Annotated in this window: 22 protein-coding genes; 13 read left to right on the top strand and 9 right to left on the bottom strand. The window is 64.4% G+C overall.

Annotated features, from left to right (window positions below; translation table 11 throughout):
- Positions 1-80: 80 nt before the first annotated feature.
- The gene (gene gshB, locus FJ943_RS01680; protein WP_015314678.1) at positions 81-1,022 is read right to left on the bottom strand and encodes a glutathione synthase; all 942 of its coding nucleotides are present in this window, start codon (positions 1,020-1,022) and stop codon (positions 81-83) included.
- A gap of 219 nt (positions 1,023-1,241) precedes the next feature.
- Between gshB and FJ943_RS01675 the strand changes: the two genes are divergently transcribed.
- Both FJ943_RS01675 and FJ943_RS01670 read left to right on the top strand, forming a co-directional pair.
- Positions 1,242-2,528 carry a glycosyltransferase family 2 protein gene (locus FJ943_RS01675; RefSeq protein WP_246671810.1) on the top strand — a complete coding sequence of 429 codons (1,287 nt, stop codon included), beginning with the start codon at positions 1,242-1,244 and terminating at the stop codon, positions 2,526-2,528.
- Positions 2,525-2,923: a GtrA family protein gene (locus tag FJ943_RS01670; RefSeq protein ID WP_140719453.1), complete on the top strand. Its 399-nt coding sequence runs from the start codon at positions 2,525-2,527 to the stop codon at positions 2,921-2,923. Before FJ943_RS01675 ends, FJ943_RS01670 begins: the two co-directional genes overlap by 4 nt.
- A gap of 141 nt (positions 2,924-3,064) precedes the next feature.
- Here the strand turns inward: FJ943_RS01670 and FJ943_RS01665 are convergent, their stop codons facing one another.
- Both FJ943_RS01665 and FJ943_RS01660 read right to left on the bottom strand, forming a co-directional pair.
- A complete protein-coding gene (locus FJ943_RS01665; protein ID WP_140719451.1) occupies positions 3,065-3,439 on the bottom strand; it encodes a GtrA family protein in 375 nt (124 codons plus the stop codon).
- 3 nt (positions 3,440-3,442) lie between these two features.
- Entirely contained in the window at positions 3,443-4,453 is a 1,011-nt protein-coding gene (locus FJ943_RS01660; protein WP_140719449.1) for a glycosyltransferase, read from the bottom strand.
- Positions 4,454-4,610: 157 nt separating this feature from the next.
- On the opposite strand from FJ943_RS01660, the gene FJ943_RS01655 reads away from it, so the two are divergent.
- The 7 genes from FJ943_RS01655 to FJ943_RS01625 all read left to right on the top strand — a co-directional run bounded on the left by FJ943_RS01655 (position 4,611) and on the right by FJ943_RS01625 (position 12,598).
- Positions 4,611-6,410: a GtrA family protein gene (locus FJ943_RS01655; RefSeq protein WP_140719447.1), complete on the top strand. Its 1,800-nt coding sequence runs from the start codon at positions 4,611-4,613 to the stop codon at positions 6,408-6,410.
- Positions 6,411-6,642: 232 nt separating this feature from the next.
- The gene (locus FJ943_RS01650; RefSeq protein ID WP_140719445.1) at positions 6,643-7,992 is read left to right on the top strand and encodes an EAL domain-containing protein; all 1,350 of its coding nucleotides are present in this window, start codon (positions 6,643-6,645) and stop codon (positions 7,990-7,992) included.
- Between the two features lie 169 nt (positions 7,993-8,161).
- Positions 8,162-8,929 carry an SDR family oxidoreductase gene (locus tag FJ943_RS01645; RefSeq protein ID WP_015314674.1) on the top strand — a complete coding sequence of 256 codons (768 nt, stop codon included), beginning with the start codon at positions 8,162-8,164 and terminating at the stop codon, positions 8,927-8,929.
- Positions 8,926-9,885, top strand: coding sequence for a 2-dehydro-3-deoxygalactonokinase (locus FJ943_RS01640; protein ID WP_140719443.1), 960 nt, complete (start codon positions 8,926-8,928; stop codon positions 9,883-9,885). The genes FJ943_RS01645 and FJ943_RS01640 overlap by 4 nt, the downstream gene beginning before the upstream one ends.
- Entirely contained in the window at positions 9,882-10,520 is a 639-nt protein-coding gene (locus tag FJ943_RS01635) for a 2-dehydro-3-deoxy-6-phosphogalactonate aldolase (RefSeq protein WP_140719442.1), read from the top strand. The genes FJ943_RS01640 and FJ943_RS01635 overlap by 4 nt, the downstream gene beginning before the upstream one ends.
- The gene (locus tag FJ943_RS01630; protein ID WP_140719440.1) at positions 10,520-11,401 is read left to right on the top strand and encodes an SMP-30/gluconolactonase/LRE family protein; all 882 of its coding nucleotides are present in this window, start codon (positions 10,520-10,522) and stop codon (positions 11,399-11,401) included. The genes FJ943_RS01635 and FJ943_RS01630 overlap by 1 nt, the downstream gene beginning before the upstream one ends.
- A gap of 138 nt (positions 11,402-11,539) precedes the next feature.
- Complete coding sequence (locus FJ943_RS01625) at positions 11,540-12,598, top strand: D-alanine:D-lactate ligase-like protein (protein ID WP_140619796.1); 1,059 nt, start codon at positions 11,540-11,542, stop codon at positions 12,596-12,598.
- Here the strand turns inward: FJ943_RS01625 and FJ943_RS01620 are convergent.
- The 6 genes from FJ943_RS01620 to dnaK form a co-directional block, all read right to left on the bottom strand.
- Positions 12,595-12,882 (bottom strand): DUF1330 domain-containing protein, encoded by a 288-nt coding sequence (locus tag FJ943_RS01620; protein ID WP_023781950.1) that lies wholly within the window; start codon positions 12,880-12,882, stop codon positions 12,595-12,597. The genes FJ943_RS01625 and FJ943_RS01620 overlap by 4 nt on opposite strands.
- 16 nt (positions 12,883-12,898) lie before the next feature.
- On the bottom strand, positions 12,899-13,612 hold the full coding sequence (gene pyrF, locus FJ943_RS01615) for an orotidine-5'-phosphate decarboxylase (RefSeq protein WP_181174472.1): 714 nt from the start codon (positions 13,610-13,612) through the stop codon (positions 12,899-12,901).
- Positions 13,609-14,205 carry an NADPH-dependent FMN reductase gene (locus tag FJ943_RS01610; RefSeq protein WP_140719438.1) on the bottom strand — a complete coding sequence of 199 codons (597 nt, stop codon included), beginning with the start codon at positions 14,203-14,205 and terminating at the stop codon, positions 13,609-13,611. The genes pyrF and FJ943_RS01610 overlap by 4 nt, the downstream gene beginning before the upstream one ends.
- Before the next feature lie 196 nt (positions 14,206-14,401).
- A complete protein-coding gene (gene pmtA, locus FJ943_RS01605) occupies positions 14,402-15,007 on the bottom strand; it encodes a phospholipid N-methyltransferase PmtA (protein WP_140619794.1) in 606 nt (201 codons plus the stop codon).
- A 104-nt stretch (positions 15,008-15,111) separates the two neighbouring features.
- The gene (dnaJ, locus tag FJ943_RS01600; RefSeq protein ID WP_015314665.1) at positions 15,112-16,239 is read right to left on the bottom strand and encodes a molecular chaperone DnaJ; all 1,128 of its coding nucleotides are present in this window, start codon (positions 16,237-16,239) and stop codon (positions 15,112-15,114) included.
- A 222-nt stretch (positions 16,240-16,461) separates the two neighbouring features.
- The gene (dnaK, locus tag FJ943_RS01595; RefSeq protein ID WP_140619792.1) at positions 16,462-18,378 is read right to left on the bottom strand and encodes a molecular chaperone DnaK; all 1,917 of its coding nucleotides are present in this window, start codon (positions 18,376-18,378) and stop codon (positions 16,462-16,464) included.
- 241 nt (positions 18,379-18,619) lie between these two features.
- Between dnaK and FJ943_RS01590 the strand changes: the two genes are divergently transcribed.
- The 4 genes from FJ943_RS01590 (at position 18,620) to FJ943_RS01575 (ending at position 26,714) form a co-directional block, all read left to right on the top strand.
- Positions 18,620-20,833, top strand: coding sequence for a hypothetical protein (locus FJ943_RS01590; RefSeq protein WP_181174471.1), 2,214 nt, complete (start codon positions 18,620-18,622; stop codon positions 20,831-20,833).
- Positions 20,834-20,843: 10 nt separating this feature from the next.
- On the top strand, positions 20,844-24,692 hold the full coding sequence (locus tag FJ943_RS01585) for a hypothetical protein (RefSeq protein ID WP_140719434.1): 3,849 nt from the start codon (positions 20,844-20,846) through the stop codon (positions 24,690-24,692).
- Positions 24,693-24,912: 220 nt separating this feature from the next.
- Positions 24,913-25,590 (top strand): ribulose-phosphate 3-epimerase, encoded by a 678-nt coding sequence (gene rpe / locus FJ943_RS01580; protein ID WP_140719432.1) that lies wholly within the window; start codon positions 24,913-24,915, stop codon positions 25,588-25,590.
- A 386-nt stretch (positions 25,591-25,976) separates the two neighbouring features.
- Positions 25,977-26,714: a GntR family transcriptional regulator gene (locus tag FJ943_RS01575; protein ID WP_015314660.1), complete on the top strand. Its 738-nt coding sequence runs from the start codon at positions 25,977-25,979 to the stop codon at positions 26,712-26,714.
- The last annotated feature ends 79 nt before the right edge of the window (positions 26,715-26,793 follow it).

Here is a 26,793-nt window from a genome sequence, read left to right as displayed (position 1 = left end):
CAACCGGCAGCCGCACAGGTTGCGCGCCGGTTGTACCCGGCTGCAAAAGCGGAACATGGTTAACACAAACTGAAAACAAATTATGTCCGCTTCCCCTCCACCGCGTCCCAGAACAGGCTGGCGATGTCGGCGCCGCCGAAGCGCTTGACCTCGCGCACGCCGGTCGGCGAGGTGACGTTGATCTCGGTCATGTAGTCGCCGATGACGTCGATGCCGACCAGGATGAAGCCGCGCTCTTTCAGCGACGGCCCGATGCGGGCACAGATCTCGCGCTCGCGTGTCGTCAACTCGGTCTTCTCGGCGCGGCCGCCGACATGCATGTTGGAGCGGGAGTCGTGCTCGGCCGGCACCCGGTTGATGGCGCCGACCGGCTCGCCGTCGATCAGAATGATGCGTTTGTCGCCCTTGCGTACATCCTTCAGGTAACGCTGCACGATATAGGGCTCGCGAAACATCTGGCCGAACATTTCGAGCAGCGAGGCGAGATTGCGGTCGGCTTCCAGCATGTGGAAGATGCCGGCGCCGCCATTGCCGTAGAGCGGCTTGACGATGATGTCGCCGAATTCCTTGCGGAAGGCGGCGACTTCGAGCGGATCCTTGGTGATCAGCGTGTCCGGCATCAGGTCCGGGAACTCGGTGACGAAAATCTTTTCCGGGCTGTTGCGCACCCAGGCCGGGTCGTTGACGACCAGCGTCTTTGGATGGATGCGCTCGAGGATGTGGGTCGTGGTGATGTAGTTCATGTCGAAGGGCGGGTCCTGGCGCAGCAGGACGACGTCCATTTCGGACAAGTCGGTGCGCACCTTTTCGCCCAGCGAATAGTGGCTGCCCTTTTCGTCGCGCACCGTCATCTCCTCGACGCGGGCAAACACCTTGCCATCGCGCATCGACAGCCGGTCGGGCGTGTAGTGGAACAGCTGGTGACCGCGCCGCTGCGCCTCCAGCGACAGGGCGAACGAGGTGTCGCCGGCGATCGACACGGTGGAGACATGGTCCATCTGGACGGCGATTTTCAACTTCATGGCAGGTCCCCAGCATAGTCGACGCAAGCGATATAGGCGTCGCGGCGCGTTCTGCCAATCGCGACGTTTTGAACATTGGGATCAGCAAGGCGCGTCTGCCGGTTGCAGACATGGCGAGGACTGACATCATCGCTTTCTTAAGCCTTGCCGTGCGACGGTAGGCTCCGAATGCAGCCGGCCGACCTGACGCCGCGCCGGGCACCCGATGGAACGACGATCATGAACGCGCTCACTGCCGTCCGCGCAGCCTCGACCCAGCAGCTCGAACTCACCATCCTGATGCCATGCCTCAACGAGGCCGAGACGCTCGCCGTCTGCATCGGCAAGGCCAAGGCCTTTCTCGACCAATCCGGCATAGCGGGCGAGGTGCTGATCGCAGACAATGGCAGCACCGACGGCTCGCGGGAGATCGCAGCGCAAGGCGGTGCTCGTGTCGTCCCGGTCGCGCAGAAGGGCTATGGCGCGGCGCTTCTGGGCGGCATCGCCGCCGCCAGGGGCCGCTTCATCATCATGGGCGATGCCGATGACAGCTATGATTTCGGTGCACTGGAGGCATTCGTGGCGCGGCTGCGCGGCGGCGCCGACCTGGTCATGGGCAACCGCTTCCGCGGCGGCATAGAGGCTGGTGCCATGCCGGCTCTGCATCGCTATCTCGGCAATCCGGTGCTGAGCTTCGTCGGCCGCCTGTTCTTCCGCATCAAGACCGGCGACTTCCACTGCGGCCTGCGCGGCTTCAACGCCGACAGCATCAGGAAGCTCGATCTGCAGACCACCGGGATGGAATTCGCCAGCGAAATGGTGGTGCGCAGCGCGCTTGCCGGCCTGCGCATCGAGGAAGTGCCGACCACGCTCAAGCCCGACGGCCGCAGCCGGCCGCCGCATCTCAGGACCTGGCGCGACGGCTGGCGGCACCTCAAATTCCTGCTGGTCTACAATCCGCGCTGGATGTTCTTCATTCCAGGGGCGGTGCTTTCCGGCCTCGGCACGCTGTTCGCTGCGCTGCTGGTGTTCGGCCCCTTGCGGGTGGTCGACAATCTTTCGCTCGATCTCAACACCTTCGTCGCCGCCTGTTTCATGATCGTCACCGGCATCCAGCTCATCACCTTCGGTGCCATTTCGCGATACTATGCCGAAATTACCGGCATCCTGCCGCCAAGCCGCGGATCGGACTGGCTGACCAGGACCATCAGCACCGACCGTCTCGCCGCCAATGCCGGCATCTGCTTTGCCGCCGGCTTCCTGTTCTTCGGTTATGCCGTGGCCCGCTGGGCCCATCTCGGCTTCGGTCCACTGACCGATTCCGAAATTCCGCGCATCGTCGTGCTGGGCCTGAGCCTGATCGTCATTTCGTTCCAGGTCTTCTTTTCGGCATTCCTGCTCGGTGTCCTGGAGATACCGGTCAAGCCGCTGAAGGCTGGTCGCATCGGCCAATCTCCTAAATTACCGGCCGGTGATTTACCGCCGAATGAATTGCCGGCTGACAAACTGCCGGCACACGACGTATGAGCGAAGCCTTGCCTGCCCTTATCCAGACGCAGCTGTTCCGGTTCCTGACGGTCGGCGCCGGCGCGGCATTGCTGTTCTTCGTCCTGTCGTGGCTCCTGATGTCGCTGGGGGCTTCGCCTTTCATCGGCAGTGTCGTCGCCTACGCGGTCGCCTTCGTTCTTGCCTACAGCGCGCAGCGCGGCTGGACATTCGGCGGTCGGCACGATCATGCCAGGGTCATGCCGCGCTATCTTGCGCTGCAGCTCGGATGCGCGGTGCTTTCGGGTCTGGTGTCGCATGTGGCAGTCGCGCGTTTCGGGATGTCGGCGTTTGCCATGTCGGCGCTGACGACGGTTGCCGCAAGCGCGGTGAGCTACATTCTGTCGTCGCTGTGGGTGTTTGCGCCGCGCGAGTGATGCATGTCGCCTTAAGGGCAGGCCCTCGGGCTTGACCCGAGGGTGACCCGGTTCCGGCAGAACGACGCCGCATGACGTGACGGGCGCCAGCCTGCGCCGGTCGACACAGGGTGAAAGCTTGACCTCCAATCGTGCCAGGGCCTAACGGTCGAAGACCAGCCTGGAATAGCCGAGGAAGGAAAGCGTCATGGCGACCAGCGAAGCGACGGCGAGGGCCGCCAGCGGCGGCACTGCCGGCAGCACGAACAAGATGGCGCAATAAACGACGTAGTTGACGATGCCGGTGGCAATGCCGACGCCGCCATAACGAGCGCCTTCCTGCGCGATACCCCGGCCAGATGGCGAGAAGGTGAGGCGGCGATTGATCAGCCAGGTGACGCAGAGCGCGAAGCCGATCGAGAGGAGGCGGGCAACGAAGGGGCCGAGCGGCGTCAAGACCACAAGCAGCCAGAGTGCCGCCGCATCGGCGACGAAACCGATGCCGCCGGCGAAGACAAAGCGGGCGACGCGTTGCACCGTTCAGGCCGCCCGGGGTGTCTTGCCCGGCTCTGGTTTCACGGCCACGTGTTCGCCGGTGAGCCCATGCCGATCGATGCGGCCCGAAGGCATCGAGAGATAGACGATGCGCTTCTGCTCGGCTCGGCCGCGCGACACGGAATCGAGGATCAGCCCGGTCACCGCCGCCAGCATCGACAGCAGCAGCAAACCGACCGACAGCACCCAGGTCGGCATGCGCGGCACGAGACCGGTTTCGGCGAATTCGATCAGCACGGGTGCCATCAGGAACAAGCTCGATGCCAGGAAGAACACGGCAAAAGCACCGAAGAAGCGCAGCGGCTGCGTCTCCTTCATCAGCATGGCGAACATCCACAGGATCTTGGCACCGTCGCGCCAGGTCGACAGCTTCGAAGACGAGCCTTCCGGCCTCCGGCCGTAGTCGAGCGCGATTTCGCTGACCGGCAATTTAAGCTGCGAAGCATGCACCGACATTTCGGCCTCGATCTCGAAGCCGCCGGAAACGGCGGGGAAGCTCTTGACGAAGCGCCTGGTGAAAACGCGGTAGCCGGAGAAGATGTCGGTGAATTCCGAGCCGAACAGCCGCTTGTAGAGGCTGTTGAAGACACGGTTGCCGAAGGCATGCCCCGCCCTGCCGGCCTCGCCGGTGACGCCGCGCCTGGTGCCCACCACCATGTCGGTACGCTCCGTCAAAAGCGTGTTGATCAGCTGCGGTGCATCCTCCGGCGCATAGGTGCCGTCGCCATCGGCCATCAGATAGATGTCGGCGTCTATATCGGCGAACATCCGGCGCACCACATTGCCTTTGCCCTGGCGCGGCTCGCGCACGACTATGGCGCCTGCCGCGCGGGCTCGCAGCGGCGTTAGATCGCGCGAATTGTTGTCGTAGACATAGATCATGGCCGACGGCAGCGTCTCGCGAAACCGCCGCACCACTTCGGCGATCCTCAGTTCCTCATTGTAGCAAGGCAGGAGCACGGCGATGATTGGTTCGTAGCGAACGTCTTGCGGCATTTTCGTCTCCGGATGCCCGTTCAGCCGTATGGCACTGAATGTCAGCCTCGCTCAGGCGGCTTTACTATTTATTGAAGCCGTTAAGGCTAGGTTTAAGCCTGACTTCATGAGTGCCGATTGATCCCCAAACCCGGCATTCCCGCCAAAGGCGATCAGAATGAGCATAGCCAGGAACGGCGCTTCCATCTGGGAGTCCGACATCTCGTTTGCGCTGCTCGCCACGCTGGGCGTCCTTGCCGTGCACGCCTGCGCCGGATTTCCGGCACTAAGCAATGCCGGCGGCGACAATGACAATCTGCTGCGGCTGGTCGAGGTTCGCGATCTGCTGGCCGGCCAGGGCTGGTTTGACCTGCATCAATACCGGATGGGCCTGGAAGGCGGCTTCGTCATACACTGGTCGCGACTTGTCGATGCGCCGATCGCCGCCATTGTGCTGGCTGTATCGAGCCTGACCGGCAACATGGCACTCGCCGAGAATGTTGCGCGAGTGGCTTGGCCGGCATTGCTCTTCTGCCTGACCATGGTCTTCATCATCCGCGCCGCGCGTTCCTTCGCCGGTGATAGGGCAGTGTTGCCCGCGGTGGTCGTCGGTGCGGCAGCGCTGTATTTCATGGGCATCTTCGCGCCGGGCGCGCTCGATCATCACAATGCGCAGCTGATGCTGACCGTCACCAGCCTGAGCTTCCTGCTCGACGCACCGGTGTACCGGCCGGCGGCGCTTCTTGCCGGCCTGTGCAGCGCGCTGACTTTGGCCGTCGGCATGGAAACCGCTCCCTACGTCGCCACCATCGGTGTTTGCTTGGCGATGCTGTTTGCCTTTGACGCAACCGGCGAAAGGATAATCGCCATGGACTTCGGCCTCGGCTTTGCCGGTGTCTCGGCCCTGGTGTTCGTCACCACCATCCCGATGCAGGCTTGGGGCCAGGCGCAATGCGATGCCTTCTCTACCGTCCAGTTCGTCGTGGCCGTGTTGGCCGGAACCGGTCTTGCGGCTATCGCCTCGATCGAGGCCGCCGGCAGCTCGCGCGGGCGGCGGCTGCTGTCGCTTGCCCTGCTCGGTATCGTGCTCGGCGCTGTCGTCCTGTCCGTGTTCCCGCAATGCCTGTCGGCCCCCTATGCCGGTCTCGATTCGCGCCTCAAGGCGCTGTGGCTCGATAACATCGACGAGGCTCAATCGCTGTTCCAGCTGGTCGCCCGCGATCCCGGCGAGCTGGCAGCGCGCTACGCCACGCCGCTGGTGGCGATCGTGCTGATGGCGTTGCGCCTTGTCCGCGGCGGCTGGCGGCGCCAGGACAGCCTTGTCGCCGTGCTGCTGGCGGTTGCGTTCCTGGTCAGCGTCTGGCAAGTGCGCGGCTCGACATTCTCGATTGCCTTGGCGGTGATCCCGCTCTCGGCCTGGATCGCCAAATGGCGGCGGCGGGCCGAAACCAGCCCGTCGCGCGGCTCAGTGCTGCGGATGGCAGCGGCCTGGCTGGTATCGGTCAACGCAATCTGGTCAGGCGCCGCCGGGGCAGCGTCGGCGGCGTTTGAAACCGGAGCAAAGATCACCAGGGACGCCGGCGCCGATCCGTCCTGCCAGGCCAAGGCCACCTTCGCCGCACTCGGCAGGCTGCCTGATACCACGGTGCTCGCCGTCTCCAATCTCGGATCGCCGATCCTGGCATACTCCGGGCATCGCGTGTTCGCCGGACCCTACCATCGCAACGCCGGGGGAGATCTGCTGGCGTTCGACGCTTTCCTGGGTTCCGATGCGCAAGCCAGGTCGATCGTTAGGGATCATCATGTCGGCCTCGTCGCGCTATGCCGCGGCAATCCGGAAAACCAGCTTTTCGCCTTCGCGGCGCCGGACGGGTTTCTTGCCGGGCTGATGCGCGGCAGCGTGCCGGAATGGTTGGAGCCGGTCGCGGAAACCCGTGGCGCGTCGCTTGAACTCTATCGTGTCCGGCCCAACGGCTGATTTGCCTGAAGACAATGGCTTTGACCGCACGGCGATCCCTTCTGGACACAGGTGTACCAGGGCAATTCCAGGAATGGTTTTGCCACGACCTCAATCGCGGCCCATGAATCCGCTTCGACGCGACGCGTTTTAGCCAGCGAAAAATCGATTTCGCGATACGTTTCCTAAAGGGTTTGCTGCCAGTCTGGAAAATAAATTCCGACGACAAAAGCAGGGACGAACAGGGACACCGATGCAAACTCCGTTTGGCACCGGTCAGGCAAACAGGGAAAGCACGGATCTGGCGTTCACCGATCCGTTGACCGGGCTTGGCAATCATCGCCGCTTCTTCGACAAGGTCGATCGCCTGATCAGCGACCGTTCCGACGATCCCGCGCCCTTCACCGTCGGCATTCTCGACCTCGATGGCTTCAAGCCGATCAACGACCTGTTCGGCCACAAGGCCGGCGACGACATCCTGATCCAGGTCGCGATGCGGCTGCGCGCCTCGATGGACGGCCATTCGACGGTCTGCCGCATCGGCGCCGACGAATTCGCCTTCCTCTACCCGCTGGTGTTCTCGGAGGAGGCGGCGGCGGAAAAATCCCGCATGCTGATCGAGATCCTGTCGGCGCCCTACGATGTCGGCGAGCGCACCGCCAGGCTCTCGGCCTCGGTCGGCTGCTCATTGTTCTATTCCGGCGACGAGACCACCGAGATCCTCATCAACAAGGCCGAAACGGCGCTCTACCATGCCAAGCGCTCCGGCCGCGGCCGCGTCGTCGTCTACACCCGCGAGATGGAGGAGGCCGCCAAGCGCGTCACCCGCATCGAACAGGCGCTGCGCCGTGCCGTCTCGGCCGGCGAGGTGGAGCCGCATTTCCAGCCGATCGTCGATCTCACCACGCGCCGCACCGTCGGCTTCGAGACGCTGGCGCGCTGGACAGACCGCGACCTCGGCTCGGTGCCGCCGACCGTCTTCATCCCCATCGCCGAGGAGCGCGGCATCATCGGCCCGTTGTCGCAGCTTGTGCTGCGCAAGGCCACGGAGGCCGCCAGGAGCTGGCCGAAAGACCTGTTCCTGTCCTTCAACCTGTCGCCCTCGCAGCTCGTCGACCAGAACACCGGCTTGCACATATTGGCGATCCTCGACCGTACCGGCTTCGACCCGCGCCGGCTGGAGATCGAGATCACCGAGACCGGCCTGATGAACGACCCGGCCTCGGCCGCGCAGATCGTCGAGGATCTGCGCCGCGTCGGCATTCGTGTCTCGCTCGACGATTTCGGCACCGGCCAGTCCTCGCTCGGCCGCCTGCGCGAATTCCATTTCGACAAGCTCAAGATCGACCGCGCCTTCGTCTCCTCCATTCTCGACGACCGGCCGTCCGAACACATCATCCGCGCCATCCTCGCCATGTGCGAAGGGCTTGGCATGGACGTGGTCGCCGAAGGCATCGAAGAGGAGGCGCAGGCCGATCGCCTGGTCCAGTTCGGTTGCGCCGGCGGGCAGGGCTATCTGTTCGGCAAGCCGGCCGATGCCGACGCGACATTGGGCTACCTCCGTGATTCCTTCCGTGGCGCCTTGCGCGCCAAGGCGATCTGAGCGGCAGGTTTCGGCCCTGCCCGCGATGCGGCGATGCCGCCTGGCGGGGTCGAGCGCGGGCGCGATCGCCTTTTTGTCAGACATAAGCCCCGAAATCGGTCTTTTCGCCCTTGCCCGCCGGACGTGTCTGGCTAGGATGCGCGCCGGTTGACCCGGGAGACGAAAAATCATGATGCCATCGGCGCGTTTTGCCGACCTCGAAGGCGCTTCGGTGCTGATCACCGGCGGCGGCTCCGGCATCGGCGCGGCATTGACCGAAGGGTTCATGCGCCAGGGCGCCAAGGTCGCCTTCATCGACATCGCCGACAAGCCCAGCATCGCACTCGCCGACCGTATCGAGGAAGAGCTCGGCCGTCGGCCGCTCTATCTCAGGACCGATCTGCGCGATATCGAAGCACTGCGGGCGTCCGCCGCGAAGGCGGCCGAAGCGCATGGCGACGTCACCGTGCTGGTCAACAACGCCGCCTGGGACGAACGTCATGCCGTCGAGGACGTCACCGTCGAGTTCTGGGACAATAACCAGGCGATCAACCTGCGGCCGCATTTCTTCACCGCGCAGGCGGTGGCGCCGGGCATGAAGCGCGCCGGCGGCGGCTCAATCATCAATTTCACCTCGACGTCCTATCTGATCAATCATCCCGACCTGCCGGCCTACACCGCCGCCAAGGCCGGCATCCTCGGCCTCACCAAGGGGTTGGCCGGCAAGCTCGGGCCCGACCGCATCCGCGTCAATGCCATCGCGCCCGGCTGGGTGATCACCGAGCGGCAGAAGCAGCTCTGGGTCACCGAACAGGCGCTTGCCGCCCATGTCGCCAAGCAGTGCATCAGGGACGTCATGCGGCCGGACGACATGGTCGGCACGGTGCTGTTCCTGGCCTCGGATGCCTCGCGCATGCTGACCGCGCAGATGCTGATCGTCGATGGAGGTTTCCTGTGAGCCCGGGGTTTGCCAGCAGCGTGCCGGCAGTCGCGGCGCTCGATTGGGGCACGACCCGGCTTCGGGCCTGGCTGATCGATGGCGGCGGCAAGGTGCTTGCCGAGCGTCGCGGCGACGATGGCCTGATCACCGCGCGCGAAAAGGGCTTCGCCAACGTTCTGGAGGGCCATCTGGCAGCGATGGGCGCGCCGGAGGAATTGCCAGTCATCATCTGCGGCATGGCCGGCTCCCGCCAGGGCTGGCTGGAGGCGCCCTATGTCGGCGTTCCGTCGCCGCTCGGTGCCATTCTCGGCGGCGCCGCTAGGGTGCCCGGGCAGAAGCGCGACATCCGAATCATTCCCGGCCTTGCCCAGCGCCTGGCCGACGCGCCCGATGTCATGCGCGGCGAGGAGACGCAGCTTGCCGGCGCCGGCCTGCCGGCCAAGGGCCGCGAACTGGTCTGCATGCCCGGCACGCATTCGAAATGGGTGCTGGTCGAGGACGGCGCCGTCGCCGGCTTCGGTACCTGGCCGACGGGCGAGCTGTTTTCCGTGCTTGCCGCGCACTCGATCCTGCGCCATTCGCTGGGTGAACATCCAAGCCCGGTTGCTCCAGACAATCCGTTCTTCCGCCGCTGGTGCGAAACAGCGCTAGGCGATGGCGGCGATGTCACCTCTCGGCTGTTTGCCATCCGCGCCGCCGGCCTGCTCCAGGACCTCCAGGCCGATGATGCCGCCGCCTGCCTGTCCGGCTTGCTGATCGGCGGCGAGATCGCGTCTGCCCGGCGCCGGCATGGCGCCGGCGCGACATCGGTCGTGCTGGTTGCCTCGGGCGCGCTTGCCGGGCTCTACCAGGCCGCCCTCGGCCTTGCCGGGCTTGGTGTGCGGACAGTCGACGCGGACGAGGCTGTACGCGCCGGTCTCATCGAGGCCGCGCGGGAGAATGGCATGATTGCCAGAAGTGGAGCCGCCATATGACCGAGACCGCACCCTTTCCAAAACTTAAGCGCGGCCTGGTCGCCATCCTGCGCGGCCTCAAGGCAAGCGAGGCGATCGCCATCGGCCAGGCATTGTTCGATGCCGGCATCGAGGCTATCGAGGTGCCGCTCAATTCGCCCCAGCCGTTTTCGTCGATCGCCAGGCTTGTTCAAGTGCTGCCGAAGACAGCTTTGGTCGGCGCCGGCACGGTGCTGACTGCGGCCGACGTCGATAGTCTTCACGCGGCCGGCGGACGACTGCTGGTCAGCCCCAACATCGATGCCGAGGTGATGGGCCGCGCCGCGCATTACGGCATGGTCACCATGCCTGGCGTGTTCACTCCCACCGAGGCCTTCCAGGCGATCCGGCTCGGTGCCTCGGCGCTGAAATTCTTCCCCGCCAGCGTGCTCGGCGCATCGGGCATTTCCGCGATCCGGGCGGTGCTGCCGGCGCAGACGCTGGTCGGCGCGGTCGGTGGCGTTTCGGAGAAGGATTTTGCCGGCTACAAGGCGGTTGGCGTCACGGTCTTCGGGCTTGGCTCCAGCCTGTTCAAGCCAGGCATGAGCGCCGATGACGTGTCGGCGCGCGCCTCCGCAGCCATTACTGCCTGGGATGCGGTATTCGGAGAAGCATGATGAGTGAACCGATCGTTTCCGTCTTTTCCGATCATATCTGCCAGCTCGGCGAAGGGCCAAGTTACGATCCCGGCACGGATGCGCTGTTCTGGTTCGACATCGTCAACAGCCAGCTCCTGGAAAAGCCCTTGGCCGGCGGAGCGCTGAAAATCCACGAGCTTGGCCAGATGGCAAGCGCGATCGCCATCATCGATGACAAGCGACAGCTGATCGCCACCGAAACCGGGCTTTTTGTCCGCGACGTCGCCACCGGCGGAATGACGCTGCACACCGCCATCGAGGCCGACAACCCGGTCACCCGATCCAACGATTCCCGCGTCCATCCCTGCGGTGCCTTGTGGGTCGGTACCATGGGCAAGGGCGAGGAGAAGGGCGCGGGCTCGATCTACTGGTTTTTCAAAGGCGAACTGCGCCGCCTGTTTTCGGATATCACCGTCTCGAACTCGATCTGCTTTTCATCAGACGGCGCGCTTGCTTACTACACCGACACCTCGACCGGATTGCTGATGCGCGTTGCCTGCGATCCGGCAACCGGCCTGCCCGTCGGCGAGCCGAAGATCTTCGTCGACCACCGCTCGGCCAAGGGCTATATCGACGGTTCGGTGCTCGACCGCGACGGCATCCTGTGGAACGCCGTCTGGGGTGGCAGCGTCATCGAGGCCTATGGGCCGGACGGCGAGCTCGTCCGCACGGTCGCCATGCCGGTGACGCAGCCATCCTGCCCGGCCTTCGTCGGCAGGAATGCCGATCGGCTGGCCGTGACCTCGGCCTGGTCGGGCAAGAACGAAAAGCAGCGTCTGCTCGACCTGCAGGGCGGCATGACCTTCCTGCTCGACATTCCTGTCAATGGCCGCCTGGAACCGCGCGTGCTGATCGCCTGACATCGCCGGACGCGGACCCGGGCTACGGTCGCAATCCTGGCGCTGTCACACAGGCGCCCGGGGCGCGTCGATTTCGCGAAAGCCGATTGTGCGGGCCGTGCGATGGTAGGTCATCGCACCGTCGGGAACCGCCACATCATGCCAACGCACAAGCCGAAACTGGTCCTTGTCCACGAGCCTGAAAAGGCTTGTTTCGACCGCTTGCTCGCCGACGGTCATGCATCGCGGCGTGCCGCCGAAATCTCGTCCTATCTGGCGCAGTCGACCGATCTCGCTCTCGAATTCGATGCGCTGGCCGCCGCCTGCGAGGCGCGCGGCCTGTCCTTTGCGCCGGTGGTGCTCGACGATGCGGCCAAGGTGCTCGACGGGGAGGATCCGCGAAGCGCGCTGGTCTGGACGCTGACCGACGGCGTCGCCTATTTCCGTGGCGGCGCGGCACCCGCTTTGGCAAGACTGAGCGGTTTCAACACCATCGGCGCCGACGATTCGCTGTTCGCGCTCTGCCAGGACAAGTTCCGCTCCGGCGCCGTGCTTGGCGCGCTCGACCTGCCGGTGCCGCAGGCCGGTCTCGCGCGGGATGGCAAATGGCTGGTCGAGGCGCCGGCCTCCGCCGCCGGCTGGTTCGTCAAGCCCAACCGCCTCGGCGCCAAGATCGGCATCTGGCCGGATTCGCGCGTAACCGATTTCGCTCACGCGCTGGAGCTTAGCCGGCGTGTTTTCGCCTGTTATCGCGACGATGTCGTCGTCCAGCCCTATGTCGCCGGCCGCAACGTCCGCGCCAGCTTCCTTGGGCTGATGCCGGATACCGGCGTTGAAGCGCTCGGCGTCGCCTTTGTCGAGTCGGGAGGTGATTTCCAGACCATGGAAGACAGTTTGGCTCTCTATGGCGCCACCGGCGAGGCGGCGAAGGCTGCCGGGCAATACGCCGAACCCGAACTCGCTGCGGTCGCGGACAGCCAGCCGGCGGCCGATGCGAGGATCAAGGGGATCGCCGAACGGCTGATCACCGGGCTCGGCCTGCGCGATGTGTTTTCCATGGACCTGCGCGTCGAGGCCGACGACACGGTTCACCTGATCGAATTCGAGGTCTGTCCCGGCCTGCCCTGCTTCGACTTCCGCGCCTATTGCCGCCAGCAATGGGGGTTGAGCTTGGCCGACGCGATGGCTGAAACCGCGGCGAACAGGCTTTTGCGCTAGATACCCTCGACCAAGACGATCTCGCCGTCGGCGACCTTCTGGCGGATGGCCACCGCGCGCTGATATTCCGGCGAGTGGTAGCAGTCATGCGCGGCGGCGAGCGATTCGAACTCGATGAGCACATTGCGCGCCCGCCCTGGGCCCTCGGCTTTCTCATGCTCGCCGCCGCGGGCCAGGAATTTCGCGCCGAAGCGCTCGAAAGCTGGTTTTGCCGCCGCGACGTAATCCTTGTAGCCTTCGGCGTCGCGCACATCGACGCGGGCGATCCAGTATCCCTTCGGCATTGTTCTCTCCCTTATTCTACGCGGAGCGCATTTCGTCGAGGATCGCCTGCGCTGCCGCGCGGCGGTCGTTTGCCGCGATGATCGGGCGGCCCACCACAAGATGGCTGGCGCCGTTGCGGACCGCTTGCGCCGGCGTCACCACGCGCTTCTGGTCGCCATGGTCGCTGCCGGGCGGCCGGATGCCCGGCGTCACCACCGCCATGTCAGGGCCGACGATGCGGCGCACCGCTTCGGCTTCCGCGGCCGAGCAGACGATGCCGCCCATGCCGGCATGCAGAGCCTGTTCGGACCGCCGCAGCACCAGCGTGTGCGGGTCGTATTCATAGCCGACATCGATCATGTCCTGCTCGTCCATCGAGGTCAGCACGCTGACGGCGAGCAGGCAAAGCTCGCTGCCGCGCGCGGCCTCCACCGCCGCCTGCATCGCCTTGGGATAGGCGTGGATGGTCAGCATGGTCATACCCATCCTGACGATGTTCTCGACGCCCTTGGCCACCGTGTGGTCGATGTCGAGCAGCTTCATGTCGAGGAAGATTTTCGTTCCGCCGCTGGCCAGCTCCCTGGCGAAGTCGAGGCCGCCGGCAAAAGCCAGCTGATAGCCGATCTTGTAGAAGGAGACGACGCCGTCGAGCTCGCGCACCGCCTGCTCGGCCTCCTTCACGGTCGGCACGTCGAGGCCGACGATCAATCGCTCCTGCATGGAATGAGGCTGCATTGTTGCGGCGGTCACGCCTCGACCCTGGTCGACAGCATGCGCGAGGTTTCGATCAGCGTGCGGCATAGGTGCTCCATCGATTTGTGCAGTCTTTCGTCACGGAAATGGCCGTCCCCGTCGAAGGCGTCGCCACCCTCCGGCACCGAGCATTCCGGTGTCACCACTTCCATCTGGCAGCGCACCAGCACGGCACGCAAATGGTTGATGCAGCGGATGCCGGCGAAGTGCCCGTTGGAGGACGAGCAGAGGCCGGCGACCTTGCCGGCAAGCGGCCTGACCGACCGGCCGCCATCCCGTCGCACCCGGCTCACCCAGTCGATCGTGTTCTTGAGCAGCGGCGGGATCGAACCGTTATATTCCGGCGTCGCGATCAGCAGCCCGTCATGGGCTGATATCAGCCGCGCCAGCTTCTGGGCGTTTTCAGGAACGCCGTTTTCCTTTTCCAGGTCCTCGTCGAGGATCGGCAAGGGGTAATCGGCAAGCGAAATACGGGTCACCTCGGCACCTTGCACCGCAAGTTCCTTCTGCGCCACGTCGGCGGTCCTGCCGCTATAGGCGCCGCTGCGCACCGAGCCGGCGAAGACGAGGATTTTCGGGATCACTGCCATTGGCCACCCTTGTTCTGGGACACGTACAGCCAAGGTTCGATCAAATCAACGGCTGGATGGGGGAAAGGCAGTAGGGCAGTAGGGCAGTAGGGCAGTAGGGCAGTAGGGCAGTAGGGCAGTAGGGCAGTAGGGCAGTAGGATGGTTCCCTAGCCAATCTTTTCCCCCTACTCCCTTACTGCCCTACTGCCTTCTCTTCTAATGCGCCTCGCGCCGGTAGATCCACAGCTGCGTCGGCGGGATGTTGCGGAAGATGAAGTCGAAATGCTTCACCGTGTAGTCGCCGCGGCCGGCCGGGATCGGCGACATCGGACCATAGGTCAGCTGCACGATCGGCCGTCCGACTGGAATGCGGTCGAGCAGGCTCTCGATATAGGCGATGCGCTGGGCGACCGGGAAATTGAGCAGCGGCACGCCGGAAACGACGCTGTCGAAGATCATCCCGCTCCTCTCGCCAAGCGTGGCGTTGAGGTTGAAGGCATCGCCCTCGATGACGTTGACGCCGGGGTAGAGCTGGCGCAGGTGGCGCACGAAATCGGTGGAATATTCGATCGCGTAGAGGTTTTCGGGCCGCACGCCCTGGGCGAGGATGGCGCGGGTGATGACACCGGTGCCGGGGCCGACCTCGAGCACCGGCAGGCCGGACTTGGGATTGACGATCGAGGCCATCTTGCGCGCGGTGATCGAACTGGTCGGAACGATCGAGCCGACTGTCTTCGGCTTGTCGATCCAGCCCTTGAAGAATTTGAGTTCGTCGTCGAACTTCTCGGCAAACGCCTTCCGCAGTCCGTGACCACGTGCCATGCAAGCTCTCCTCAGCGGGCCCCTTGAAGCTACTTAACACCTGGATGACGCAAGGCAAGGCGCGGCCTTGCCTATGGCGTGGATAAGATAGTTTTCGTCGCGTCTCAACGCTCGCCGAAAGACTCGAAAAAGTCCTTCATGCGGGCGAAAAAGCCGCTCGATTGGGGCGAATTGTCCTGCGAGGAGAGCTGTTCGAACTCTTCCAGCAATTCGCGCTGGCGGCGCGACAGGTTCTGCGGCGTCTCGACCGCGGTCTGGATGTAGAGGTCGCCGACATTGGGCTGGCGCAGCACCGGCATGCCCTTGCCCTTGAGCCTGAACTGGCGTCCGTTCTGCGTACCTTCGGTCACCTTCACCTTGGTCTGCGTGCCGTCGAGCGTCGTCACCTCGAAGGAGCCGCCAAGTGCGGCGGTGGTCATCGAGATCGGCACCTTGCAATAAAGATCGGCGCCGTCGCGCTGGAAGAATTCGTGCGGCTTGACCGCCAGAAAGATATAGAGGTCGCCCGATGGCCCGCCGCGCAGCCCGGCCTCACCCTCATTGGCCAAGCGGATGCGGGTACCGTCCTCGATGCCGGCCGGGATGTTGACCGACAGCGAACGCTCCTCGGTGACACGGCCCTGGCCGGCGCATTTCGGGCAGGGATCCTTGATTGTCTGGCCACGGCCCTGGCATTGCGGGCAGGTCCGCTCGATCGAGAAAAACCCTTGCGTGGCGCGCACCTTGCCGTGGCCGTTGCACATCGAGCAGGTGACCGGCTGGGTGCCCGGCTTGGCGCCGCTGCCGGAGCATTCGGTGCAGGAGATCGAAGCCGGCACGCGGATTTGCGCGGTCTTTCCCGCGAAGGCTTCCTCCAGCGAGATTTCCATGTTGTAGCGCAGGTCGGCGCCGCGCTCGCGGCCACCGGAAGAGCGGCGCTGGCGGCCGCCCATCATGTCGCCGAAAATGTCCTCGAAGATGTCGGCGAAGCCGCCTGCGCCAAAGCCCTGCGCGCCATTCATCCCACCCTGCTCGAAGGCGGCATGGCCGAAACGGTCATAGGCCGCGCGCTTCTGCGGGTCCTTCAGCGTCTCGTAGGCTTCGTTGATTTCCTTGAACTTGTGCTCGCAGGAATGATCGCCGGGGTTGCGGTCGGGATGGAATTGCATGGCCAGCTTGCGAAAAGCGCTCTTGAGCTCCTTCTCGTCGGCGCCCTTCTGCACGCCCAGCGTTTCGTAGAAATCAGCTTTCATTTTTTCCCGCAGTCCGGATATTCAACGTCTTGATGCAATGTTGCGTCGGTTGCCGGCACGTTGTTTCGATTTAGGAGCGGTGCTGCCCGTATGCTAGGGCCGGCGCGAACTTGTCCGTGGTTTTCAGTGATTTTTTCGGCAGTGCTCGCACTTTTTCAGCGAGGGTTGCAAAAAAGCCCGGCCTTGCGCCGGGCTTTTCGCATTGTCTTGCCGTCAAGCCGCTCAGGCCGACTTCTTCTTGTCGTCATCTTCGTCGATTTCTTCGAAATCGGCGTCGACCACGTCAGAGTCCTTGGCGGCATCCGCCTTGGCGTCGGCTTCCGCCGCTTCCTTCTGCGAGGCCTCGTACATGGCCTGGCCAAGCTTCATGGAAGCTTCGGCAAGCACCTGGCTCTTGGCCTCGATGTCGGCCGGATCGTCGCCCTCGGCAGCGGCCTTCAGCGCCGCGATCGCGTCCGAAATCGCCGTGCGCTCGGTCTCCGAGACCTTGTCGCCATATTCCTTCAGCGACTTCTCCGACGAATGCACCAGCGCTTCGGCCTGATTGCGGGCCTCGACGACGGCGCGACGCTTCTTGTCGGTATCGGCATTGGCCTCGGCATCCTTGACCATCTTCTCGATGTCGGCGTCGGAAAGTCCACCCGACGCCTGGATGCGGATTTGGTGCTCCTTGCCGGTGCCTTTGTCCTTGGCCGAGACGTTGACGATGCCGTTGGCGTCGATGTCGAACGTGACCTCGATCTGCGGCACGCCGCGCGGCGCCGGCGGAATGCCGACCAGGTCGAACTGGCCAAGCGCCTTGTTGTCGGCGGCCATTTCACGCTCGCCCTGGAAGACGCGGATGGTCACGGCGGACTGGCTGTCTTCGGCCGTCGAGAACACCTGGCTCTTCTTGGTCGGGATCGTCGTGTTGCGCTCGATCAGCCGGGTGAACACGCCGCCCAGCGTCTCGATGCCGAGCGACAGCGGCGTCACGTCGAGCAACAGCACGTCCTTGACGTCGCCCTGCAGCACGCCGGCCTGGATGGCGGCACCGAGTGCGACGACCTCATCCGGGTTGACGCCCTTGTGCGGCTCCTTGCCGAAGAACTGCTTCACGATCTCCTGGATCTTGGGCATGCGGGTCATGCCGCCGACCAGGACCACTTCGTCGATCTCGCCAGCCTTCAAGCCGGCATCCTTGAGCGCCGCCTTGCACGGCTCGATGGTGCGCTGGACGAGGTCTTCGACCAGGCTTTCGAACTTGGCGCGCGTCAGCTTCAGCGTCAGGTGCTTCGGTCCGGTCGCGTCGGCGGTGATGAAGGGCAGGTTGATTTCGGTCTGCGTCGTCGACGACAGCTCGATCTTGGCCTTTTCAGCCGCCTCCTTGAGGCGCTGCAGGGCGAGCTTGTCGTTCTTCAGGTCGATGCCCTGTTCCTTCTTGAACTCGGCCGCCAGATACTCGACCAGGCGCATGTCGAAATCCTCGCCGCCGAGGAACGTGTCGCCATTGGTCGACTTCACCTCGAACACGCCGTCGCCGATTTCGAGCACCGAAATGTCGAACGTGCCGCCGCCAAGGTCATAGACGGCAATGGTCTTGCCTTCCTTCTTGTCGAGGCCATAGGCGAGCGCTGCCGCTGTCGGCTCGTTGATGATGCGCAGCACTTCCAGGCCGGCGATCTTGCCGGCGTCCTTGGTGGCCTGGCGCTGGGCGTCGTTGAAATAGGCCGGAACGGTGATGACCGCCTTCTCGACCTTCTCGCCGAGATAGGCCTCCGCCGTTTCCTTCATCTTCTGCAGGATCATGGCCGAGATCTGCGAGGGCGACTGCTTCTTGCCGCCGGCCTCGACCCAGGCATCGCCATTGTCGCCCTTGACGATCTTGTAGGGGACAAGCTTCTTGTCCTTCTCCGTCACCGGATCGTCATAGCGGCGGCCGATCAGGCGCTTGACCGCGAAGATGGTGTTTTCAGGATTGGTGACCGCCTGGCGCTTGGCCGGCTGGCCAACGAGACGTTCGCCGTCGCCCGAGATGGCGACGATGGAAGGCGTCGTGCGCGCGCCTTCCGCATTCTCGATTACCTTCGGCTCCTTGCCATCCATGATGGCGATGCACGAGTTGGTGGTGCCGAGATCGATACCGATTACTTTTGCCATTTTTCTAGTCTCTCCGCTAAGCAGGCTCTCAGGACCCGGTAAGGCGTTCCGACGAAAGCCCCTGTTCACAAGAAATACCGTCCACCCACCGGTTCTCCGGCGCCGCACGGCTTGGCGCGTATATAAGAACAGGCGGCATCGCGCGCAAGCATTCTGCGCAACGCTTCCATGAACCTTTCCGCGCCGGCCCGCGACTGATGTCCAGGTGCCGCATGGTGCGGCCCCGGAAAGGAAGCCCCCCATGACCAGCAACCCAGAGGCTCCATGGTCTCCGGGACCAACAGGAGCTCGGCGCGACCACCGCCTTCGGGACGGGGTCGATGCGCTGGGCTTCCCGCTGATTCCGTTGACCCTGCGCAGGAGCAGGCGTATCGTCACTATGAGGAAAGCAGACAATTCGATCAGGGAAGAACGAGCCGGACCACCGCGCCTTGCCCTGATTTGCGCGGCAAGTCCGGACGTCTCTCCCCTGGACTACGGGGGTAGTGTCATGTCTCGCATCCGCGGCGCGTTCGTGCCTTTTCTTGAGTTCGACAACCGCTTGCGCGGTGCATTGCAGGCCGCCGGCCTGCTGGCTCTGGCGCTTGCCGCCAGCCTGTGGCTGGGCGCGGCCGCCCAAGCGCAGGAAACCCAGATCATCTATCCAGGCTCGATGGCGGTCACCGGCTTTCCCGGCACCATCATCCCCAATGTCGACGAGGGGTTGCCGCCCGGCGTCGATCCGGTCGACGAGACCTTCATCGACATCTCGCGCGCCACCTTGCGCGTCTTCGACGTTTCACACCTGGGTGGTCCGGCCTCGGGCCAGCTCGTTTTCACGCCGCCGCCTTTCGAGGTGACAGCAGGCCAGATCGGCGAGGTGTTCGGCCTCACCTATGATGATGGCGTGCGCGACGGTGTGCCCTCTGGCGTTCCCAACCTCTATGCCGCCGCCACCTCGCTGCATGGCATTGAGATCGTCACGCCGGACGCAGACAAGGACGGCAGGCCGGAGCGGCAGCGCCGCGGCACGGCGGGCGCCACCTTCATGGAGGGCCAGTTCGGCACCGAAAACGGCGGCGGACCGGGCACCATCTGGAAGATCGACGGCATCACCGGCCAGGTCGCCAAATTCGCCGACATCGACACCAACAGCGGACCTGGCATCGGCAATATCACCTTCGATCCCGCCCACCGCCAGTTCTTTGCCTCCGATCTCGACACCGGCCTGATCGATCGCATCGACGCCGACGGCAGACTGGTCGACACGTTCGACCATGGCGGCGCCGGCCGGCCGGCGCATGGGCTGGCCCCGGTCGCCGACGATGGCGCGGTGATGGACGTACAGGGCGCGGCCTTCGATACCGAGGACCCCGACAGCTGGGGCTACACCCAGGACGAGCGCCGCGTCTGGGCCGTCTCCTATCATGGTGGCCGGCTCTATTATTCGGTTGGCGAAAAGTCGGAAATCTGGTCGGTGGGCATTGCCCGAGACGGCACCTTCGCCGGCGATCCCCGCTGGGAACTGACTGTGAAGGCCGACAAGGACTACGCCGTCACCGACATCGCTTTCGACAACAGCGGCTTCATGTATCTCGCCCAGCGCGGCCCGATCGAAAACCGCTATGATTACAGCCGCTTCGCCGATTCCGGCAAAGGCGAGGCCATCCGCTACTTCAGGGAAAATCCCGACGATCCCTCGACGGAATCGGTCTGGGTGGAAGCGCCGCAGGAATATGCGGTCGGCTTCCCGCAAGGCAACAGGCAGTCGGCCGGCGGCCTCGATCTGCAATATGGCTACGATGCCGACGGCAATCTCGACACCTCGGTCTGCACCCAGACCTTGGTCAACACAGGCGACAAATTGCGCGACAACCCCGAGTTCGCCGAAAGGCTCGCCGCGGACGGGCCGCTTGCCGTGCACGGCGTGCAGATCACGTCCAAGGAGCTGGTCAAGCCGGCCAACGTGCCGCCCCTCGGCTCCTGGTTCGTCGATTTCGACGGCTATTTCGAGGATCCCGAAGTGGAAGGCCATGTCGGCGACGTCGCCGTCTGGCATCCCTGCGAGGGCCGGGCCGGCTATTATGAGGACATACCGGGGGGCTATGAGCCCCCCTTCTACCCGCCGGATTTCCTACCGCCGGGCAATCTGCCTCCGTGTCTCGATGTCGAGGGCGTGCAGTATTACTGCACGCCGCGCGGTCTCGAGGCCGATCTCTATCTCCATGACCATGCCGGCTTCGGCGGCGATTCGATCAAGGCCCAATCCAGGACGCCAGGCGTCGCGGTGACCTCACCTATGTCGCATGCACCGGGCAAGCCTTACACGATCGACATCACCGGCCACTATCCGGGCGACAGAGTGGATGTTGGACTTTGCTTCTACAGGAAGTCCGACAAGGACAAGGGTGGCTACTACCCTTGCTGCAAGATGACCTTGCCGCTCCGGACCCCAGCCGTCAGCTGCGAACGTTGAGGAGGCAAAGATGAACAGTCTTGCCCCATCCCCGCTCGCGGCCAAATCCCCAAAAGCCGTCATGGAGACGATCATGAAACCCCTGTCACTCGCCAGGCGCGGCGCGCGCTGGCTGATGGCGGCCGGGATCGCGGTCGCCCTTGCGCCCGCACTGCCGGCATCCGCCGCCCAGGCCGTCCAGGCTGTCACCAGCCAGGATGTGCAGCCGCTGCAGCTCGACAATCCGCGCATCATCAACCCGGAACCCGGACGTGTCGTGCCGTTCTTCACCAAGACCGGTGGCCAGCGCAGTTGCGACTATGTCTTCTATACCTTGACCTTCGGACTGCGCGGCAATCCGCAAGGCTTTGCCAATCCTGCCCTCGAGGCGGCGCTAAAGAAAGCCAAGCTCGACTTCAGGGACCAGCTTCCGCACGGTCTTTCGATCGTCAATGTGACCGTCTCCGGCGACGGCACCGATGCATCGGGTGGGGCCTTGCCGGGCGCTGTCGTCAGCAATTCGGCCGGCCCCAACGACACGGCAACGGTTTCCGATTTCCGGATTTCCGCCAGCGATCTCGATGGCTCGGGTGCACTGAACGAACGCGTCATCACCTTCCGCATCACCGCCAAGATCGACCACGCCGCGTTTCCAGCGCCGGTCAACGTCGACAACCAGGGGACGATCAAGGTCACCGGCGGCATCGGCACGGGCACCATCATCCCGTCGCAGGATCCGGGCAAGCCGGACGACGGCAACATCGCGACCGGGGAAAAGACCTCGATCCGGATCGACCTCACCAAATGCGACAAGCAACCTCCGCCTCCAACCGACTATGAGTGTTTCAAGGTCGAACGCGGCACGGTCGACTGCGTGCCCGGCGGCGGCGCCTTCATCTACCACATGCCTGTCGGCCCCGAGATGGGCGGCAAATGGGTGCAGGTGTCGACGACCTCGCCAGGCATCAGCATCATCCCCGACACCCAGAAGGTGCCGGCGGGCGGCGGCGTGCTCAACTGGAAGATCGTCGGCGCGTCACCCGGCGACGTCATCCACCTCATCGTCACCGGTATCGAGACCTATGCCGGACCGAAGGAGGGCTGGGGCCTGTGCTGCACGCAAACCATCGACATCGTCATCCCGCGTGACCAGAGGTGCCCACCCAGGGATAAGGAACCGGACCTCAAGGTCGAAAAGCATGCCGACGTCACACGCTGCACAATGGGCGGCGGCTGCGACTTCACTATCCGGGTCACCAATGTCGGCACAGCGCCTTACAACGGTAAGATCGTGCTCGACGAGGTGACGCTGCCGGCCGGCTCGACGCTGAGTTCAGGGCCCAATCCGCCCTGGGTCTGCGCGCCGGGAACCACCCCGATGACGTGCACCTACCCGGTGACCACGCTCGCTCCGGGAGCCTTTGTCGACCTCAAGCTCGGCTTCAAGCCGGCCGGAGGCTGGCAAGGCAGCGTGCTGCGCAACTGCGCCACCTACAATTACGGCGCCAGCGGCAAGCCGCTGTTCGGCAGCCAGGCCAATGACCGGGGCTGCGCGTCGATCCCGATCTGCCGGCGCGGCGATCGCAATCCGGATTGCCAGCCGCCGGTCGAGAAGAAGGTCGACCTGATTCTCAAGAAGCGTGCCCGCACCGAAGTCTGCACCGCCGACGGCGTCTGCACCTTCATCATCGACATCATCAACAACGGCACATCGACCTACAATGGGCCGCTGACGGTGATCGACAACTACCCCGGCGGCGCGCCGGCGTCCTCCACCTTCGGCCCGAGCCCGCCCTGGACATGCGGCCCCAACGGCCCCGGCCAGTTCCGCTGCGACAATGCCGGCATCTCGCTGCCCGCGGGCGCCTCGACACCGATCTTCGTCAAGGCGGTCATGCCGGCCGGCTACCGGTCCGACACGGTCGAGAACTGCGCCGAGGTGAAGGCCATCCCCGGTGAGGTCGATCTCACCAACAACAAGGCCTGCGCCAAGGAACGCATCCGCCGTCCCAACAGCGGCCAGCCGGCCTTGCGCATCACCAAGGTGTGCAACGGTTCGCTGGCCGGCGCGGCGCTGGTGTCCTGCCGCATCACCGTCGCCAATGTCGGCACGGCTGCCCCCACCGGTCCGGTGCGGGTCAACGATGCCGCCACGCTGGTGTCGGGCGGAGCGCCTGTCCAGATCCAGACCGTAACCCCTGACGGCGCGGAATGGGCATGCGGACCGGTTCCGGCCAATGCGTTGTCGTGCCAGATACCAGGCGCCGTCATGACGCCCGGAACCTCCAGGCACTTCGACGTGACGGTTTCGGCCAATAGCGAATTCGAGAACTGCGCGCGGGGCTCCTATGGGCCGGCGCAGGGCGACGACGTCGTCTACCCGATCGGCCAGGCCTGCGCCAAGGGCGGCGGCTCCTCGACCATCCGTGTCGAGAAGACCGGCGACCGCGAATGCAGGCTGGGCCAGCCCTGCTCGTTCGACATTACCATCACCAATGACGGGACGAGCCCCTTCTCGGGCCCGGTCCGCATCGGCGACGCGATCGGCGTCGATGGGCTTGGCCGGCTGGAAGGCGTCGCGATCACTTCGATCGAGCCGCCCTTCGGCTGTTCGCCGGAACCGACGACCTTGCCGGCCTCCTGCATCGCCAACCTGACGCTCGGCGCCGGCGAAAGCCGCTCGCACCGTGTGACCGTGGTCATCCCCGACGATGGGCGTCTTGCCAACCTGCAGGGCAACGTCAACGGCCGGAACTGCGTTGGCGTGCTCTCTCCCGACACACGGGTGCAGGGCGGCGGCGACGTGCTGTCCAACGACGCGACCAACGTGCAGGGCGATCGCGGCAGGGCCTATGCGTGCCATCCCTTCATCATCACGCATGAGGTGAAGAACCAGTGCTCGCCGGGCTTCGTCATGAACGATGCCGGCCGCTGCGTCTGCCCGGAAGGCACCACCTTCCGCAACGGGCAATGCACTAACCTTCTGCCGCTGCCACCTCCGCCGCGCTGTGTGCTGCTCGAAGGCCAGATCCGCACCGAGGACGGACGTTGCGTCTGCCCGCGCGGCACGGAGCTGGAGAACGGAAAATGCGTCGGGACCGACAAGCCCGAGCAGTGCACCATCCGTGGTCAGGTCCACAATGCGGACGGGGACTGTGTCTGCCCGCAAGGCACCGAGGTGCGAGACCGGGCCTGCCGCCAGATCCGGCCAAAGCCGCAGCAGTGCCGCATTCCTGGCCAGGTCCGCAATGCCGATGGCGATTGCGTCTGCCCGCAAGGCACCGAGATGCGCAATGGCGCCTGCCGTCCGGTCCGGCCGAAGCCCGAGCAGTGCACCATCCGTGGCCAGGTCCACAATGCGGACGGGGACTGCGTCTGCCCGCAAGGCACAGAGGTGCGAGACCGAGCCTGCCGGCCGATCAGGCCGAAGCCTGACCAGTGCACCATCCGTGGCCAGGTCCATGACTCCGACGGCAATTGCGTTTGCCCGAGGGGTACCGAGGTGCAAGGCAATGCCTGTCGGCGCAAGCAGCCGCAGTTGGAGCAGTGCGACATACGCGGCCAGGTCCACAACAAGCGCGGCGAATGCGTCTGCCCGCGTGGGACCGAGGTGATCGACGGCGCATGCCGCAAGCCCAGGCAAGAGAGCGAATGCGCGCCGGGCTCGCAGATGGTCAACGGCCAGTGCCAGCCGATCTTCACGCGGCACTGTCCGGAAGGCATGGTCGGGCGGTATCCGAACTGCCGGCCGATGCGCGGGCAGCCATCGCTGGAAATCGATCCGGGCCAGTTGCTGCAATTGCTGCCGCGGCGCAGGCAGCCGATCGACCAGCAGCAGGACCCGGTGCCAAACAGGGTGCTGAAGCTTCAGCAGCAATAGGCACCCGCGCGACGCCAAACGAAGACCCGCTGGAGCAATCCGGCGGGTCTTTCTTCATGATCCAGGCAGGCGGAGGTTGGCGGCGACAGGATCGGGAACGCCGCGACGTTACCCCTGCCTGTGGAACCGCTGTACTGGCGCCCTCGACAAGTCCCCGGGAGCGCTTTAGGCAGTCGGTACGCAGCGATCGTATCAAAAGGGCGCCCGGAAAGGCCGCGAGATGAGCAAAAAAACCTTGATCGCACCGTCGGTGCTGGCATCGGATTTCTCGAAGCTCGGTGACGAGGTCGAGGCGGTGGCGGCGGCCGGTGCCGACTGGATCCATCTCGACGTGATGGATGGGCATTTCGTGCCAAACATCACCTTCGGCCCGCCTGTCATCAAGGCGATCCGCAATCGCACCAAGGCCTTTTTCGACTGCCACCTGATGATCGCGCCAGCCGATCCCTACCTCGCCGCCTTTGCCGAAGCCGGCTGCGACGGCATGACGGTGCATGCCGAGGCCGGGCCGCATCTCGACCGCTCGTTGCAGACAATCAGGAACCTCGGCAAGAAGGCGGGCGTGTCGCTCAATCCGGCGACCCCGGAAACGGCGATCGAATATGTGCTCGACCGGCTCGACCTGATCCTGATCATGACCGTCAATCCGGGTTTCGGCGGGCAGGCCTTCATCCCGGCGATGGTCGACAAGGTGAGAAGGATCAAGGCGCTGATCGGTGACCGGCCGATCCGCATCGAGATCGACGGAGGCGTCTCGCCGGAAACCGCCCCCTTGGTCACCGCTGCCGGCGCCAACGTGCTGGTGGCCGGTGCTGCCATCTTCAGGGGTGGCAGTGTCGAGGCTTACCGCGCCAACATCGAAGCGATCAGAGCGGCGGCCGACAAGGCCGCCGGCTGACACAGCGCGTCATTCCGGCACCAATTGCTACGGATCGGCGTCGTTGGAAGGGCATGGTCTGCCGCGCGTCCGAATCGGGTTGCGCGACGATCTGATTCGGGCAGTCGCCCGCTGTCTTTGCGCGCGACAGAAAAGATGCTCGCATGGGAGCACAAGAAACAGATGATCCTGCGTGCATACAAAACACGTTAAACTTCTGCTGGTTGTAGAAATATTCGAATTCTCGCGATCGGCCCCGCAGATTGGGTATATTCCATTGTCCTAAAGTACAATAGCGCGATCTTCTGCTTGAGTGCCGGAAGCGTCACGCTATATGGTACGTGTACGGAGAGAGAATTTCGGACTCGAATTGCCCAAGACGACAGTAAGGGGACAAGGAGTCGCTTTTGACATACGGAGCTGCCAATCTGAACGACGACGGCACAGGAGCCAAGAGCACGCTTGCCAGCACGGTCTATCACCAATTGCGTGATGATCTTCTCAGCGGCGCTCTTGAAACCGAAAGCAAGCTGCGCGTCGAGTGGGTCGTTTCCAAGTATGGCGCAGGTGCCTCCCCTGTTCGTGAAGCCCTCAATCGCCTTGCCTCCGAAGGTCTCCTTGGCCGCCATGACCAGCGTGGCTTTTTCATCATGCCGGTCAGCGCGACGGAACTCGAGGAACTGACGCGCACGCGCTGCTGGCTCGAGGAGCGGGCGCTGCGCGAATCCATTGCCCACCGCACCGCCGAATGGGAAGAACAATTGGTGCTGGCGCTGCATCGCCTGGGGCGGGCCTCACGGCTTTCGCCGCAAAGTAGCTCGTCGCTCAATCCGGAGTGGGAGAAGGTGCATCGCACTTTCCATCGGGTGCTGATCTCGGCGTGCCGGTCGCACTGGCTGGTTGGTTTCTGCGACCAGCTTTCCGATCACGCCTACCGCTACAGGCAAATGGCCAATGACGGGGAGAGCATCCAGCGCGACGATTTCGCCGAACACCGGCTGATTGCTGAAAATGCGCTGGACGGCAATGCGGATGGTGCCGTCCAGGCCCTGATCGATCACTACCAGCTGACCGCCGCCATGTGCATGGAACGCTTCAGGCAAGGCGAGGCACCCGCCGGTCCGGGTAAGCGCGCCCAGCGTTGACGGCTGTTTGGTCGGCGCTCTCTGCCGTCCCATCCCTCGAATCTTTCGGTGGACGCCGGGCAGCCGGCTGCGGCCTTGA

Source organism: Mesorhizobium sp. B2-3-10, assembly GCF_006442275.1.
Lineage (GTDB): Bacteria > Pseudomonadota > Alphaproteobacteria > Rhizobiales > Rhizobiaceae > Mesorhizobium > Mesorhizobium australicum.
This window is presented reverse-complemented; position numbering and strand designations above follow the sequence as displayed.

Bases quoted from the DNA above. Each gene is read 5' to 3' on its own strand.
- gshB (WP_015314678.1), bottom strand. From the start codon at position 1,022: ATGAAGTTGAAAATCGCCGTCCAGATGGACCATGTCTCCACCGTGTCG.
- FJ943_RS01675 (WP_246671810.1), top strand. From the start codon at position 1,242: ATGAACGCGCTCACTGCCGTCCGCGCAGCCTCGACCCAGCAGCTCGAA.
- FJ943_RS01670 (WP_140719453.1), top strand. From the start codon at position 2,525: ATGAGCGAAGCCTTGCCTGCCCTTATCCAGACGCAGCTGTTCCGGTTC.
- FJ943_RS01660 (WP_140719449.1), bottom strand. From the start codon at position 4,453: ATGCCGCAAGACGTTCGCTACGAACCAATCATCGCCGTGCTCCTGCCT.
- FJ943_RS01655 (WP_140719447.1), top strand. From the start codon at position 4,611: ATGAGCATAGCCAGGAACGGCGCTTCCATCTGGGAGTCCGACATCTCG.
- FJ943_RS01650 (WP_140719445.1), top strand. From the start codon at position 6,643: ATGCAAACTCCGTTTGGCACCGGTCAGGCAAACAGGGAAAGCACGGAT.
- FJ943_RS01645 (WP_015314674.1), top strand. From the start codon at position 8,162: ATGATGCCATCGGCGCGTTTTGCCGACCTCGAAGGCGCTTCGGTGCTG.
- FJ943_RS01635 (WP_140719442.1), top strand. From the start codon at position 9,882: ATGACCGAGACCGCACCCTTTCCAAAACTTAAGCGCGGCCTGGTCGCC.
- FJ943_RS01630 (WP_140719440.1), top strand. From the start codon at position 10,520: ATGAGTGAACCGATCGTTTCCGTCTTTTCCGATCATATCTGCCAGCTC.
- FJ943_RS01625 (WP_140619796.1), top strand. From the start codon at position 11,540: ATGCCAACGCACAAGCCGAAACTGGTCCTTGTCCACGAGCCTGAAAAG.
- FJ943_RS01620 (WP_023781950.1), bottom strand. From the start codon at position 12,882: ATGCCGAAGGGATACTGGATCGCCCGCGTCGATGTGCGCGACGCCGAA.
- FJ943_RS01610 (WP_140719438.1), bottom strand. From the start codon at position 14,205: ATGGCAGTGATCCCGAAAATCCTCGTCTTCGCCGGCTCGGTGCGCAGC.
- pmtA (WP_140619794.1), bottom strand. From the start codon at position 15,007: ATGGCACGTGGTCACGGACTGCGGAAGGCGTTTGCCGAGAAGTTCGAC.
- dnaJ (WP_015314665.1), bottom strand. From the start codon at position 16,239: ATGAAAGCTGATTTCTACGAAACGCTGGGCGTGCAGAAGGGCGCCGAC.
- dnaK (WP_140619792.1), bottom strand. From the start codon at position 18,378: ATGGCAAAAGTAATCGGTATCGATCTCGGCACCACCAACTCGTGCATC.
- FJ943_RS01590 (WP_181174471.1), top strand. From the start codon at position 18,620: ATGACCAGCAACCCAGAGGCTCCATGGTCTCCGGGACCAACAGGAGCT.
- FJ943_RS01585 (WP_140719434.1), top strand. From the start codon at position 20,844: ATGAACAGTCTTGCCCCATCCCCGCTCGCGGCCAAATCCCCAAAAGCC.
- rpe (WP_140719432.1), top strand. From the start codon at position 24,913: ATGAGCAAAAAAACCTTGATCGCACCGTCGGTGCTGGCATCGGATTTC.